Genomic DNA, 13,217 nt, shown 5'->3' with positions numbered 1-13,217 from the left:
TAATGTTTGCAGTCCTGGCCTAGATTGTGCTGAGAGTTTCCACGAGCCATCGTCTCATGCCGCTACCAAAGTTCCCAAAACCGATCCTTTTGACGAAGGCCGCCCTAGGCACGCTCGCCTTCGTCTCCGCCCTCGTCATCTTGTCCCTCCTCCTCACGATTGCCTTCAGCGAAATGAGACGCGACGCCAACTGGATTGACGACGCGCGAGCCGGTCAAGCTGCAAGAGCGGCGATCAAGTCCTTCCAATCACGGCTTGAAGCGACCGTACGCGACAATGCGATCTGGGACGACGCCTACTTACAGATGCAGTCGCCCGCCGGTGCGGCCTGGGCCTACGAAAACTGGGGGAAAGTCAGCGCCGATTACCCACTATACGACGTCGCGGTCGTCTTAACGCCCACCCTCGGCGTCTTGAGCGCCTATAAGAAGGGCATCGCGTTCGACCCGATGAAAGACTTCGGGGCAGGTCTGCTCCGCCTGGTGGCAAATTCTGCGGGAACCGAACCGGCTGCGTCCACCGCTTTCATTCCCACGCAAGAGGGCCTTTATGTCGTCGCTGCCGATCGTATCCAGCCTTACGACAGCAGTCCAGAGGTCTTGACACTGCATACTCTGGTCTATGCGAGGTTTTCACCCCCGACGTGGTCGGCCAGCTCGAAACGACCTTCGACATAACGGATCTTCGACTGGCGCCTGCGCTGGCGACCGAAGCAGGGCCGGTAAGTCCCGAGGTGTTCATCCCGCTTGCCGAACGTTCCGGTCTCATCGATGATCTCGGCAAACTGATGCTCAGACAGGCGCTCGGTGCGGCGATGCCGTGGAATGGCATTTACGTGTCGGTCAACGTCTCCCCGAGCCAGCTTAAAAATCCGCGCTTCGCTGAAGACGTCATCACCATCGTTTACGAAACTGGTTTTGATCCTCGGCGACTGAGCTCGAGGTCACCGAAGGTGTGCTGATTGCCAATCCAGAACAAGCCAAAAGGAGCATGGAAGCCCTCAGGAAGCTCGGCATAAAATTCGCCCTCGACGACTTCGGATCCGGCTATGCAAGCATCGGTGCCCTTCGGGAGTTCGGTTTCGATCGGATGAAAATCGATCGATCTCTGGTCGTGGAACTGGACGATCCCAAGGGATTGAAGATCTTGAATGCGACGGTCGCGCTTGCCGATGCTCTAGGAATATCGGTCACGGCGGAAGGCGTCGAGACCGAAAAACAAGCCGAAGCCCTCTTCTGCGCCGGTTGCGACCAGGTTCAGGGATACCTCGTTGGGCGACCGATGGACGTCCTGCAGTTCAACACTTTCGTCGCCAATCGTCTAGCAACGGCATAGACGTCGCTTGCGGCCTGCGGCACATGCATCGATCAAGCAGCTGTCGATTCGGACCATTTACGACCAAACGTTCCCGCCGTAAGCCGTGTACCGGCCAGCATAGCCGCAATTGCTGCGATCGTTAAAGGCAGGCAACGATCGGCCCGGGGCAAGTCGGCAATTTCCGAACATCGCACATTCGGATTTTCCGCGAATGGCTGTGCGCGCCGAGGTGCGACACGCAACACTCCCTGATTCAGCACGATCGTGTCGATTGCAGCCGCCGGCGACCTGCACGTGCTTTTGCGCAAATGCTGGAAGGCAGCATGAAGCTGCCTTCCGCAAGGTCAGTTGATGACCTGGATTACCTTTCGCGACGACGGCTCGACGATAACCCGCTCGTCGTTGACGATAGCGTAGGAGTATTTCGGATTTTCTGGCACGGGTGTGACGACAACTGTTTCAGGAAGCGGCTGGCCGACGACCACCTTTTCCTTAACAACAACCTTGGCCGAGGGAGCAGGCGCTTCGCGGACATAGGTTACAACCTTTTCGGGGGGCGGATCGATCGCGGTGCCGACGACGGCGCCTGCGACACCTCCCACAGCCGCTCCAACCGGTCCGCCGACGATTGCGCCGGTGACCGCGCCGCCGGCTGCACCGTTAACGGTCGACGACTGGGCAAAGGCACCGCCGGCAATCACACTTGCGGCTGTCACAGCGCCCAAGAAAAGCTTCGTAATCATGATTTTGTCCTCCTTTCCTATCCGCGGTCTTGCAACCGCTCAACAGAAACGGCGATCACAAAACCCGGTTCCGCACCCCGGACCTCAGTCCCATTCCGATTACGACCATGGTCCGGGGATCTCGCTGAAAGCCTGTGCTAGAGTCTTTCAATGAAGAGGAGTTGGAAGAATGCATCGTCGTGAACTCGGAAGGCGACGGCTAGCCATGCGTCTGCCGAAAGTGCGCAGCAGGATCATGCACGCTGCCCACCCTTGGCAGCTTGAGCTCTTCGAGGCTTATGAACTGGCTGTCGAATATCGTGAGCTCATGCGGATAAACCCTTCCGAGGCCGGTCTGTTCGAAGAATACTGCGAAACATGTCTCGACATAGAGCGTGACGTCACCCGGGCGATGTCCGGCGCACCCTCTTCTTGAATCGGGAGCCGTTCGCTACGACGCTCCTGGAGGACATCTTGAATTCAATCAGCATTGCCATCGTCGATGACCACCCGCTCTTTCGGGAAGGCGTCTCGAGCGCACTGTCACGCTATGACGATCTCATCATCGTCGCGCATGGTGAAAGTGCGGCGGACGCCTTGGTGCTCGCAGCAACATACCGGCCCGCGATCCTTCTGCTTGACATAACCATCCCTGGCGGCGGAGCTATAGAGGCGATCCAGGGCATTATCGCGGCCAGTCCCGAGACCAAGGTGGTGATGTTGACCGCAAGTGAAGAGATTGAAACACTTGCGTCGTCTTTTCGCCATGGCGCTTCCGGTTACGTCGTCAAGGGCGTCGGCCTGCGCGAGCTTGCACAGGCGCTTCGTCAAGTCGCTAACGGCGCGCGCTACATCTCCCCGCTCATGTCCTCGCGGCTGGCTGCGATATCGGCAGGCGGACCGCGACTGCAGAACCGGCTGACGAAACGGGAACGGGATATCATCTGGCTTGTCGTTGAAGGGCTGATCAACAAGCAAATAGCACTTCGCTTGAACCTCCAGGAGAAGACGATAAAGCATCACATGACCAACATCCTGAAGAAACTGGGCGTGACAAACAGAACTGAGGCTGCGCTGCGCTGGCGAACTTTGGCCGGCCCAACCGATATCAAAGACGCGTTGTCCGCGGGCACTGGCAAATCCGCAATCTGAGCGTCTTGTGAAGGCCAGGGCGGAGGAACCGTCGGAAAGCCGTTCCGGCAGCCGCTTTAATCGGGTCACTCGTTTTTTGGCTTCCACTCGTTGCAAAACAGCCCTTAATGTAATCAAAGTGACGTTTCGATGCAGGAGCGTCCTTGGTGGCAGAACAATTCACATCAGACATAGCTGCGGTTCAGTCGATCGCCGCCGTGCCAAGCATCCTCGACGTCGTGTGCAGGACAACGGGAATGGGATTTGCCGCCGTTGCAAGGGTAACGGAGGATCGCTGGATCGCCTGCCAGGTACTGGACCACGTGAACTTCGGCTTGCCGGCCGGGGGCCAACTCAAGATCGAAACCACCATCTGCAACGAAATACGCGACCATCGCCAGGTCGTGGCGATCGACAACGTCGCCGAGGACGAGACATATTGCGACCATCACACCCCGCGGATGTACGGTCTCCTGAGCTACATATCCGTGCCTATCGTTTTGTCGAACGACACATTTTTCGGTACGCTCTGTGCCATCGACAGCGCGCCGGCCAAGGTGAACAACCCGCAGGTTATCGGCACATTTAAGCTTTTCGCCGAGCTTATCGCCCATCATCTTGAAGCCAACGAACAGCTCAGGGCAGCCAAGGACGACCTCGTTGACGAGCGCGCGCTCTCGGAATTGCGTGAGCAGTTCATCGCGGTCCTTGGCCACGACTTGCGAAACCCGATGGCTGCACTTGATGCCGGTATAAACCGCCTTCTGCGGAAGGGATGGGACGACAAGTCCCCCGACATGTTGCGCCTGATGAAGGCAAGCATTGTGCGTATGGCAGGGCTGGTCGACAACGTCATGGATCTGGCGCGCGCTAGGCTGGGTGACGGCATCACCCTCAATATGGATTTGGACAGGGATCTCTCCGAGACACTCGACCAGGTCATCGGCGAGTTCAAAACCGCTCAGCCCGACCAGGTGATCGAGACGACCGTCATCCTGCCGCGCATCGGACTGCCAGTCGACCACGCACGTATCGCCCAAATGTTTTCGAACCTTCTTGGCAATGCGCTGACCCACGGATCCCGGACCGACCCTGTCAGGATTATCGCAGGCATCAGCGGCGAAACCCTGTGGCTCGACGTCATCAATCGCGGCGACGCTATCCCGTCCGAAAGGATTGCGACACTGTTTCGGCCATTCCATCGTGGAAACGACACGAGCCGTGAGGGTCTCGGCCTTGGGCTCTACATCGCCTCGGAGATTGCTAAAGCGCATGGTGGCACGCTGACGGTGACTTCAGATCCCGAAGCAACACTTTTCAGGTTCGAGATGCCCGTCACCGGATGACCATTTGTGCCGCCTTTGCGGCTGCCCAATGGTCCTCCAACACAGCGCAGGAGGATGCAAAACCGAGGCGCGGAGCGCCATGACGTGAAGGCTAGGTCCCGCGCGGCAAGTCCTCTCGTAGCTGCGCTGCCCAATGTTTAGCTGCTATCGTGCTGCCCGCGACGTGAGACTCGCCACCTTTCACTGACACAATCGCAAGCGATGCTTGAATGTGCACTGCTGACACTCGTTTTGGCAAAGGAAACGCCCGGAACCATGTAGAGCCCTCCTCGTTGCTTTCGCGTAAGGCAGGCCATGCGCGATGACGGCTCTTCAGGGCGCGACGTTTCAAATGGGCTGATCCTGCCACACAGCGACAAAAAAGCAGCCCGACCGCCGGGTGGACGGAGTTACGAGGCCGAAATGACAGCGACGTCCTTGCCTGCCCTGTCCGCCGCGTTCCTCATGAGCATGTATTTCAGAAGCTACTTCGGCGTGGTCGGTCCGGCCCTCACCGCTGAACTGGGCCTGTCGCCGCAACAGTACGGCTGGCTCGCATCGGCGTTTTTCGCATCTTTCTCGATCCTGCAGATCCCGGTCGGAATGTCGTTTGACAGGTGGGGCGTGCGCTTTCCGATGGCAGCGATGATGGCCTGCGGAGCCGCAGGGGCTGCGCTGATAGCATTAACGCCCGGGTACCAGGCGGCGATCATGGGCCAAATTTTGATTGGCTTCGGTTGCGCGCCGATCTTCATGGGTGTCCTGTTTTATGTCGGACGGACAAATTCACCGGCGAAGGCGGGACAGCTTGCTGCAACCGTCAGCGGAATCGGTTCGATGGGCGCGCTGATCTCGGCCTCGCCACTATCTTGGTTCGTTGAGGTATTCGGCTGGCGATCTGCATGCTGGGCGGCCGCATCAGCAATGGCGGCGAGCGCAATTGCTGTTTGCGTCGCGCTCGGCAAGACGCCCTCAGCCGCGAGCGAAGCGCCGGCCGCTGAGCACCGCAGATCGATTGTGCCACTGCTTTACCTCGTTCCCATCTGCATGACGCTCTCCCTTGGCGGAACGTTTCGCAATGCTTGGGCTGCGCCATATGTCACGTCCGTCTTCGGCACACATACGGCAATAGGTGAGATCCTCACAGCGATCAGCATTGTTGGCATCGTCACAAGCGTCGTCCTTCCCGCAGTCCTCGCCCGTGTTGAGGGACGCAGGATTGTGATCTTCGCCTATGTCGCGGGCGTCATCTGTGCCGTCATGCTGTCCGCAGGGCCGGATGGCAGTTTCCCTGCAGCCTGTGCCGGGCTGTCCCTCCTTTATGCTATGGGGAACGTGCACCCGCTCATCATGACAGAAGCCCAGGCCCGCATCCCTTCGCACATGCGCGGCATTGCGCTTGGAGTGCTGAACACGCTGGTCTTCTTGGGCGTGTCGGTAGCCTCGGTGGTGTTCGGGCAGATCGCAGGACTGTCGCTGGCGCCAACAACAACCTATCGCCTGATCTTCGCCGCGACCGGCCTGGCGCTCGCCATCGCTTTGTTGTCATATGTCATCGTCCCGCGATCGGATCGAACCCCGCGCGCCCACACCGACAATTCGCGTCAAGACGCTGCGACCCAGGCGAACAGTGTGACCGGCAGCGACTGAAAGCGAAAAACGCGGCTAGCGGTTCGACAGGCCTGATCGGCAAGCTCAGCGGATTGACTTTGGCAATCGCGTCTCCCCGGGTAACAGGGCTTCGGATCGACTTAGTACTTTGTGCGATATCGTTCGACACCCCGACGAAAGAGGAGGGTGTTCTGGAGCCTTTTCCGCTTTTGCCACTCCTCCGGGTCCTCGCCGGATCCCCGCGTCGCAGAGGCTGCTCGGCTGAAGTCAATCAGCCGAGAATAATTTCGCATGCATGCTGTCCATAGGGCAGGATGCGCGCTAGGTTCGCCAAATGGATGATACGAAACAATATCTTGAAGGCCACGCATTCGTTGGTGGTGGTGAAGCCGGCGATGCCATCCGGCAGATGGATTGGGGACTGACGCCGCTCGGACCAATCCGAGCATGGTCAGCGGAATTGAAGGCTAATGTCCAGACCGTGCTAGCGTCACCGGTTCCGATGGTGGTTCTGTGGGGACCGGAAGGCATTCTCATCTATAATGACGGTTATGCAGCTGTATGCGGCCCTCGTCACCCCGCAGCTCTTGGCGGAAAACTTCTTGAGGTCTGGCCTGAGGCTGCAGACTTCAACGCTCATGTGATAGCAGCTGGATTGCGGGGTGAGACGCTTAGCTTCCATGGCCAAGAGCTCGAACTCTGGCGACATGGCAGAGCTGAGCAGGTGTGGATGGACCTGGAATATCTGCCGATACGAGATGCCGCGGGCAAGCCGATCGGCTCCCTGGCGATGGTGTTTGATATCACCCACCGCGTGCTCGCCGAGCGTCGCCTGGCGCAGAGTGAAGAGTTATACCGCTTCCTGGACGAACTTGGTCAGGCAGTTGCGGGCCTGCATGATGCAGATGAAGTTCTCGCCGTCACGACGCGCCTAATAGGCGCACATTTGAGCCTCTCAAACTGCGCCTATGCCGATATGGATCCTGATGAGGATGGCTTCACCATCCGTGGTAACTGGCACGCACCTGGGTCTCCCTCGATCGTCGGGCACTATAGTCTTTCCGATTTCGGAACTCTAGCGGTGCAGGAGCTGGCCGCCGGCCGGCCGCTGATCATCAATGACAATCTTGCCGAGATCGCGCCCGAGGAGGCAAAAACCTTCCAGGATATCGGGATCACTGCAACGATCTGCATGCCGCTGGTGAAAAACGGTCGGTTGACCGCTTTGATGGCAATCCATGACAAGGCACCGCATCGATGGTCCGACTACGAATTGACGGTCATCCGCGAGGTCACGGAGCGATCGTGGGCCCATGTCGAGCGTGTGGGTTCTGAAGCAAACCTTCGCGCGAGTGAAGAACAGCTTCGCCTGGCCGTCGATGCAGCTGAAATCGGCCTTTGGGATGTGGACGTGGTTGCCGACACCTTGTTCTGGCCGCCCAGGGTCAAAGCGATGTTTGGCATCTCGCCCGACGTCCCCGTTTCGATGCAAGATTACTACAGCGGCCTTCATCCTGAGGACCTCGAACGAACTTCGGCTGCTTACGCGGCAGCGGCAGATCCCGCCGTGCGCGCCGTCTACGACGTGGAGTATCGGACGATTGGCAAGGAAGATTCAGTCGTCCGCTGGGTCGCGGCGAAAGGGCGTGGCGTATTTGAAGGGGAGCGCTGTCTACGAGTGATCGGAACCGCGATTGACATTACCGAGCGCAAGAAGACTGAGCTTGCCCTACGCGACCTCAACGAGACGCTGGAAGCGCGGGTGGCCGAGGGGCTGGCCGAACGCAAGCTTCTGGCTGATGTCGTTGAGAACACGACAGCAATCATTTTCGTGGCGGACCAGGACTTCCGTTGGCTGGCGATGAACAGGGCGGCAAGCACCGCGTTCGAGCAGGTCTATGGCGTGCGCCCGGTGATCGGAGCATCTATGCTAGAGGCGCTCGATCACCTCCCCGAGCATCGCGAGCATGTGCGCCGGACCTGGTCGAGGGCGCTCGCCGGCGAGGAGTTCACGCTGGTAGACGAGTTCGGAGATACCGCATATTCCAAGCGTTGGTTCGAACTCAATTTCAACGTGCTGCGAAACACTGCGGGTCGCCGGATCGGTGCCTACCAGATTGTGTATGACATCACAGGGCGCTTGGCGGAGCAAAGGCGCCTGGCGGAGGCGGAAGATCAACTTCGACAGGCGCAGAAGGTCGAAGCGCTCGGTCAGTTGACCGGCGGCGTCGCTCATGACTTCAACAACTTGCTGACCCCGATCATCGGCTCTCTCGACATGCTGGTGCGCAGGCAAATTGGGACCGATCGCGAGCGCAAGCTGATTGGTGGCGCATTACAGTCGGCCGAGCGCGCCAGAATACTCGTCCAGCGACTTTTGGCGTTTGCTCGGCGCCAGCCGCTGCAGCCGCTACCGATCGACGTGACGACGCTTGTCGCCGGGATGGGAGAGTTAATCCGAAGCACGACTGGCCCTCAGATCCAGGTTGTCATTGACGCAAGCCAGGACCTTCCGGCGGCCCGAGCCGACCAAAATCAGGTCGAGATGGCCCTTTTGAACCTCACCGTGAACGCCAGGGACGCCATGCCGACAGGCGGCACGCTGCGCATCAGCGCGAGCGCTCGCGAAATCCATCCGCAGAAGCCTGAAGATCTGAAGCCTGGCCGCTACGTCGTTATCTCTGTTGCCGATACCGGCGAGGGAATGAGTGATGAGGTCCGAGCGCGTGCAATCGAGCCATTCTTCTCGACCAAAGGCTTAGGACAAGGAACCGGACTGGGCCTTTCAATGGTGCACGGCCTTGCACAGCAACTTGGCGGCGGCATCCGCATCTTTAGCCGGGTGGGTGTTGGCACGAATATTGAGCTCTGGTTACCAGAGGCCGGTGACGCCCCTGTCAGTCTTGCGACCAATGACCCCGGCGGCACGACGTCGATCGGCCATCGAGGGACGGTGCTGCTCGTCGACGATGAAGATTTTGTTCGCATTAGCGCGGCCGATATGCTTGAGGAGATCGGCTTTGATGTCGTTGAAGCCTCCAATGGCGAGGCTGCGTTGGCATCGCTCGACAGCATCGCAGATTTAAAGCTCGTCGTGACGGATCACTTGATGCCGGGCCTGGATGGGGTCGAACTTGTGAGGCGTGTTCAGCTGCTGCGGCCTAATCTGCCTTGCCTGATCGTCTCTGGATATGCCGACGTCGAGGGGATCGCACCGGATCTACCCAGGCTGACGAAGCCGTTCAAGGTTGAAGACCTTAGAGAAGCTCTTATTGCGTCGGGATTTGGAGCAAATTGAGTTCTGGCCAACTGCACATCCTCGACCAAGCTCCCCGGCTTCAGTTGCTGGCGACCTGAGCTGTGGAAGGTGCAGGTATCACCACTCCGGCATAGTGGACGGGATTGTCGGTTTTGTCTCGAAAGCAACGCCCGAAGGCGCGCACGGCATTGTACTTTCCCAGCAAGCCGAGCGTGCGGTAAAATTGCTCCGTGGGATGCTCCGCGATGATTGCATCGCTGATCTGCTTCGCCGATGACGCCCGGTCGTCAGGGTGCACACGCTCAAGGTAGGTTCTGATAGGAAGCCCCCTCTCCGTCATGGACGGGTCTAGCCCGAAAAGCGACGCAACGGCGCTGTCGGCATAGACAAGATCGCTAGAAAGGTCCCAGGTGAAGAGGCCCGGGTCAGGCATGCGCTCGGTCGTAATCGACGTCGAAAATTCGAAGCTGTCCGTCATCCCCACCACCAAAATTTCCAGGTGAGAATGCCATCTCGCATAACAACTTCAAGGCGGCGAATCGCGAAGATCCGGACTTTTTGTGCACCTTATTCTGACATGGGTGCGGCATAGATGTCCTTCAACGACCGCAAGAGCTTCAACACACCCGGGTGGCCAGTTGAGTAAAAGATGCTCTGCGCCTCACGGCGGGTGACGACAAGCCCGCCCTCCCGCAGGATCGACAAATGTTGTGATAAGGCTGACTGGTTGATTTCAAGTCGCTCACCCAGTTCACTTACTCGGATTTCCTCGTTGGAAATGATCGAAAGAATTTTCAGGCGGACCGGGTTGGCCATGGCAGAGAGAAGTTTCGACTTTTCAATCAGATCTGGATGCATGATGGACATTTTTGTTGTTGGGCGTGCAGTTGCGGCGCAAAGCATCAGTCAACGTCCGACTTCTTCAGCGCTTCGTGTCTATAGGCGCTTTGCAGAAAGCCTTGCAACCGCTTATTGATTTGCTGCATCCGATCAGACGGCCATCAGACAAGCTCGGCACGTGACGCGGCGTAAGTGGCGGAAGCTAGCAGGATTGAGCGCCCGGCACTTTCGGTAGCGCTGTTGCAGATCAATCTTTTTGGGAAGGTCATCGGTCGTTTCCGCTGGGGCGGGCTGTCCAGAAAGACCGCGAGGAAGATGATGAACATGGCCCCGCTCTTTGAGGAGAAGGCGGATGCAGATGTGCTGCACGACATGATCAGCTTTGCGAGCAAGCAAAAACTGCTTTATCGCCCGAGACGCGAATTCGGACTTTTTCGAAGGGAAACCCAACCGCACGCGTTCGGCTCTGCCTCGCCTCGACAACCCGTCGGCAGTGTCTAGCAAAGTCCGCGCGCCGGCCTCGCGCGGGCTTTTCCTTTAGGCCTGCGGAACCAACAGACGTTCGGTGTGTCTGGTCATCGGCATCTGATTGTTGGTGACACGATCGGGTGTCAGGCTCTTTCAGTCGATGCAAGAGCGTGCCCACGTCTTTGACCTGGGCAGGGCAGCGGCGTCCAAGTTAGTATTCAGCGCTGACCTTTTTGCATGCACCCAGATCGGCTCAAAGAAACCTGTGCGATTTGGCAATCGCAAAACCGCCATTGCGGGCAGCAGGTTTCCCAGTGTCGCTCGAGGCCCCCGCTCCGCATGCAAGATGGCGTTTGCGTGAAGCAGTCTTGGAGATGCCGCTGAGGCGCAATTAACATGGTTGCAAATGTAAGTGCTCTGTCACACCTAAAGGAGATTGGCCCACGGATGGGGCTGGGTTGAAGCCTGGGGTTTGCAGGGCGATCTCAGTGGCAATTGGATTCAAACCACTTGCCGGAGAGCAACGTACACCTTCTGCGGGTGATGTCGAGAGTTCGCTACCGTACCAACATGCCGGCCGTCCATCCGTGCCAGCGCCATGAGCGTCACGCGCGCAGCAGGGTGTTGCAACAAAGCACGCAGGCTTATCGCAGTACGGGATTAATAGCCTTCGTTGTCACCGACCGCCTCCAACCAAGATCCCATCGCCCCAGAGCCCACTGTTCGTCAACGGTATCAAAATCGCGAACACATCAGGAGAGCGCGCTGCAATTAGATCTCGACCGTCTCGTTGAAACCTGCTCGGCTCGCTACAGACACCGGCGCTCGGAAGTCCTCGACGTTACCGCCGGCTTATCATGTATACAAAAAGGCCACCGCGAGGAATGCGCCGATCGCGGTGGCCCAAGTAGCACTTCATGAAAAAGAACCGCTTCACGAACCACGGAAAAGCGGTGCTCGATTATCTACCAAAGGCTTCAATCCCAATCAAGCGATTGCTGGTAAACCAGATCTTGAAGGATCCCGTCAGCCTCTCGACCGAAAAGCCGGCGCAGCTTGACGCAGCAACAAGGCGCTCCCGTTTGACGAGCGCCAACAGGTTTTGGCAGAACCAATATCCACCATTTGAAGACTCGCCGGCCGTAGAGTCACAAGCAGGTGGAGAAGTGGGGCTCCTATCCGTCGTGACGTCATTGTAACAGGCTGCCATGGTGTGCCCGCACCTTGACCGCAGAATAATCATGCGCCCAGCTTAACGCGGGACGCGTCCTCTATTCGCCAGCCAAAGAACCATGCCTCTGCCCGGAAGAGCCAGCTCTCCTTCTCGATTTGCGATCCGGCGTTTTCGAGATAAGGGAGAACAGGATTATCGCGTTCGGAGCGCCCCAATATCCTCGCATTAATGCCCCGCTGTTGCCAGTCGAGTATCGCGTCAACGTCAAAGCCCATCCGGATCTCCATGCTGCACGTTACGCTCGAGCGTTGCAGCCGGGCAACTTCTGTGGCGCGAGGCTTGCGTGAAACTTGCATATTGCCTTTAAAACGTCAAAAGCCGGGATATGGTCCGCTAGCGTACCGGCTTGGAGCGTACCAGTGCTCTTCCCAAGCGTGGTCGGGCCGTGTGTCGCCTGGTAAACATCCATGTCAATATTAGCCCAGACGCTCCAACACCGTTTTCTGTTCGTTCTTAACTCTTCGAGAAGAACCCAGGCATGCAAAGCCACAGGCGCGTGAATGAGCGTGCCGTCGGACTGGTGTCTTCAAAGCCCTCCTGCCTATCGGAAGAGTTGCGTTGTTCGGAGCCAAGCTGCCATCATCCGATACCGATAATCTTGCCGGGGCAAATTCGAAATTGGGGATGACCGCTCGGAAGTGCGGCGTTGCGCGTGCTCGATCCGAGGACGCGCTCAGTGGGCTTCAACGGTCGCACAACCGCAACACAATTCGGGTCGCGGCACCGTTTCGGAGCAAATCGCGACGCGACGGCACGGTCAGGTCTGGCTTCTTTTGTCTGCGGAGATACCAGATATGGCTGGCTGGTCAGCGATAGAGGCGTCTTCAGCTAGCGGCCGCACACCGACGGCGAAGGAAGCCTAGTCCCTCCTGGGTTCGTTCAGCCGATCACTGATCGCCTTGCCTGGGCGAAATAACGGCACCCACTTTTCTTCGACGAAGACCGCATTGCCGTTGCTCGGGTCGCGGCCAGCGCGTGACGGTCGATATCGAACCTGGAAAGCACCAAACCCCCGAATCTCTACGCGTTCTCCTCTTTCGAGCGCCTCGACAATACTCTCGAGGATTGTTTCGACGATCTTCTCTGCGTCCTGACGATACAGGTGAGGATTACGAGCCGCAACAGCCTCAATCAGTTCGGATTTGATCATTTGGAAAACCTCGTCCAATCCCCGTGGCCCATAACTCTTTACTTCATTTCAGGTCATCCACTTCGCTATATATGACTTGCCTTGCGGAGAAAATCCGGGATTTCATCCTGGACCCGAACCAGGACATGACTGTGCGGTTCCCTGCGAGGAAAGACGACAG

The 13,217-nt window shown here is 58.1% G+C and carries 15 protein-coding genes; 10 read left to right on the top strand and 5 right to left on the bottom strand.

Annotation, left to right across the window (positions count from 1 at the left end; all coding sequences use genetic code 11):
• The first annotated feature begins 56 nt into the window (after positions 1 to 56).
• The 3 genes from ACODR6_RS12430 to ACODR6_RS12420 are packed head-to-tail and all read left to right on the top strand — an operon-like array spanning position 57 to position 1,335.
• Entirely contained in the window at positions 57 to 677 is a 621-nt protein-coding gene (locus ACODR6_RS12430; RefSeq protein ID WP_246777730.1) for a CHASE4 domain-containing protein, read from the top strand.
• Entirely contained in the window at positions 644 to 961 is a 318-nt protein-coding gene (locus tag ACODR6_RS12425; RefSeq protein ID WP_489022569.1) for an EAL domain-containing protein, read from the top strand. The genes ACODR6_RS12430 and ACODR6_RS12425 overlap by 34 nt, the downstream gene beginning before the upstream one ends.
• A complete protein-coding gene (locus ACODR6_RS12420; protein ID WP_489022568.1) occupies positions 955 to 1,335 on the top strand; it encodes an EAL domain-containing protein in 381 nt (126 codons plus the stop codon). Before ACODR6_RS12425 ends, ACODR6_RS12420 begins: the two co-directional genes overlap by 7 nt.
• Positions 1,336 to 1,661: 326 nt before the next feature.
• Here the strand turns inward: ACODR6_RS12420 and ACODR6_RS12415 are convergent, their stop codons facing one another.
• Positions 1,662 to 2,060: a DUF1236 domain-containing protein gene (locus tag ACODR6_RS12415; RefSeq protein WP_203431509.1), complete on the bottom strand. Its 399-nt coding sequence runs from the start codon at positions 2,058 to 2,060 to the stop codon at positions 1,662 to 1,664.
• A 169-nt stretch (positions 2,061 to 2,229) separates the two neighbouring features.
• On the opposite strand from ACODR6_RS12415, the gene ACODR6_RS12410 reads away from it, so the two are divergent.
• The 5 genes from ACODR6_RS12410 (at position 2,230) to ACODR6_RS12390 (ending at position 9,404) form a co-directional block, all read left to right on the top strand.
• On the top strand, positions 2,230 to 2,475 hold the full coding sequence (locus tag ACODR6_RS12410) for a hypothetical protein (protein ID WP_203431508.1): 246 nt from the start codon (positions 2,230 to 2,232) through the stop codon (positions 2,473 to 2,475).
• 38 nt (positions 2,476 to 2,513) lie between these two features.
• Positions 2,514 to 3,191, top strand: a complete 678-nt coding sequence (locus ACODR6_RS12405; RefSeq protein WP_203431507.1) for a response regulator — start codon at positions 2,514 to 2,516, stop codon at positions 3,189 to 3,191.
• 146 nt (positions 3,192 to 3,337) lie between these two features.
• Positions 3,338 to 4,516 carry a GAF domain-containing sensor histidine kinase gene (locus tag ACODR6_RS12400; RefSeq protein ID WP_246777729.1) on the top strand — a complete coding sequence of 393 codons (1,179 nt, stop codon included), beginning with the start codon at positions 3,338 to 3,340 and terminating at the stop codon, positions 4,514 to 4,516.
• Between the two features lie 402 nt (positions 4,517 to 4,918).
• Positions 4,919 to 6,145 (top strand): MFS transporter, encoded by a 1,227-nt coding sequence (locus ACODR6_RS12395; protein WP_489022567.1) that lies wholly within the window; start codon positions 4,919 to 4,921, stop codon positions 6,143 to 6,145.
• 295 nt (positions 6,146 to 6,440) lie between these two features.
• Entirely contained in the window at positions 6,441 to 9,404 is a 2,964-nt protein-coding gene (locus ACODR6_RS12390) for a PAS domain S-box protein (protein WP_203431505.1), read from the top strand.
• Positions 9,405 to 9,444: 40 nt separating this feature from the next.
• Here ACODR6_RS12390 and ACODR6_RS12385 read toward each other — a convergent pair whose 3' ends face one another.
• On the bottom strand, positions 9,445 to 9,843 hold the full coding sequence (locus ACODR6_RS12385) for a PAS domain-containing protein (protein WP_203431504.1): 399 nt from the start codon (positions 9,841 to 9,843) through the stop codon (positions 9,445 to 9,447).
• An 89-nt stretch (positions 9,844 to 9,932) separates the two neighbouring features.
• Positions 9,933 to 10,268, bottom strand: coding sequence for an ArsR/SmtB family transcription factor (locus tag ACODR6_RS12380; protein WP_246777728.1), 336 nt, complete (start codon positions 10,266 to 10,268; stop codon positions 9,933 to 9,935).
• 177 nt (positions 10,269 to 10,445) lie between these two features.
• Here ACODR6_RS12380 and ACODR6_RS12375 point away from each other — a divergent pair, with 177 nt between their 5' ends.
• Together ACODR6_RS12375 and ACODR6_RS12370 are read left to right on the top strand one after the other, a co-directional pair.
• Complete coding sequence (locus ACODR6_RS12375; protein ID WP_203431503.1) at positions 10,446 to 10,706, top strand: hypothetical protein; 261 nt, start codon at positions 10,446 to 10,448, stop codon at positions 10,704 to 10,706.
• An 884-nt stretch (positions 10,707 to 11,590) separates the two neighbouring features.
• On the top strand, positions 11,591 to 11,872 hold the full coding sequence (locus tag ACODR6_RS12370; RefSeq protein WP_148194907.1) for a hypothetical protein: 282 nt from the start codon (positions 11,591 to 11,593) through the stop codon (positions 11,870 to 11,872).
• 40 nt (positions 11,873 to 11,912) lie between these two features.
• Here ACODR6_RS12370 and ACODR6_RS12365 read toward each other — a convergent pair whose 3' ends face one another.
• Entirely contained in the window at positions 11,913 to 12,122 is a 210-nt protein-coding gene (locus ACODR6_RS12365; protein WP_199630043.1) for a CrpP-related protein, read from the bottom strand.
• A 644-nt stretch (positions 12,123 to 12,766) separates the two neighbouring features.
• The gene (locus tag ACODR6_RS12360) at positions 12,767 to 13,057 is read right to left on the bottom strand and encodes an integration host factor subunit beta (RefSeq protein WP_203431502.1); all 291 of its coding nucleotides are present in this window, start codon (positions 13,055 to 13,057) and stop codon (positions 12,767 to 12,769) included.
• Positions 13,058 to 13,217: the final 160 nt, after the last annotated feature.

This window comes from Rhizobium sp. FG96 (assembly GCF_057808655.1).
This window is presented reverse-complemented; position numbering and strand designations above follow the sequence as displayed.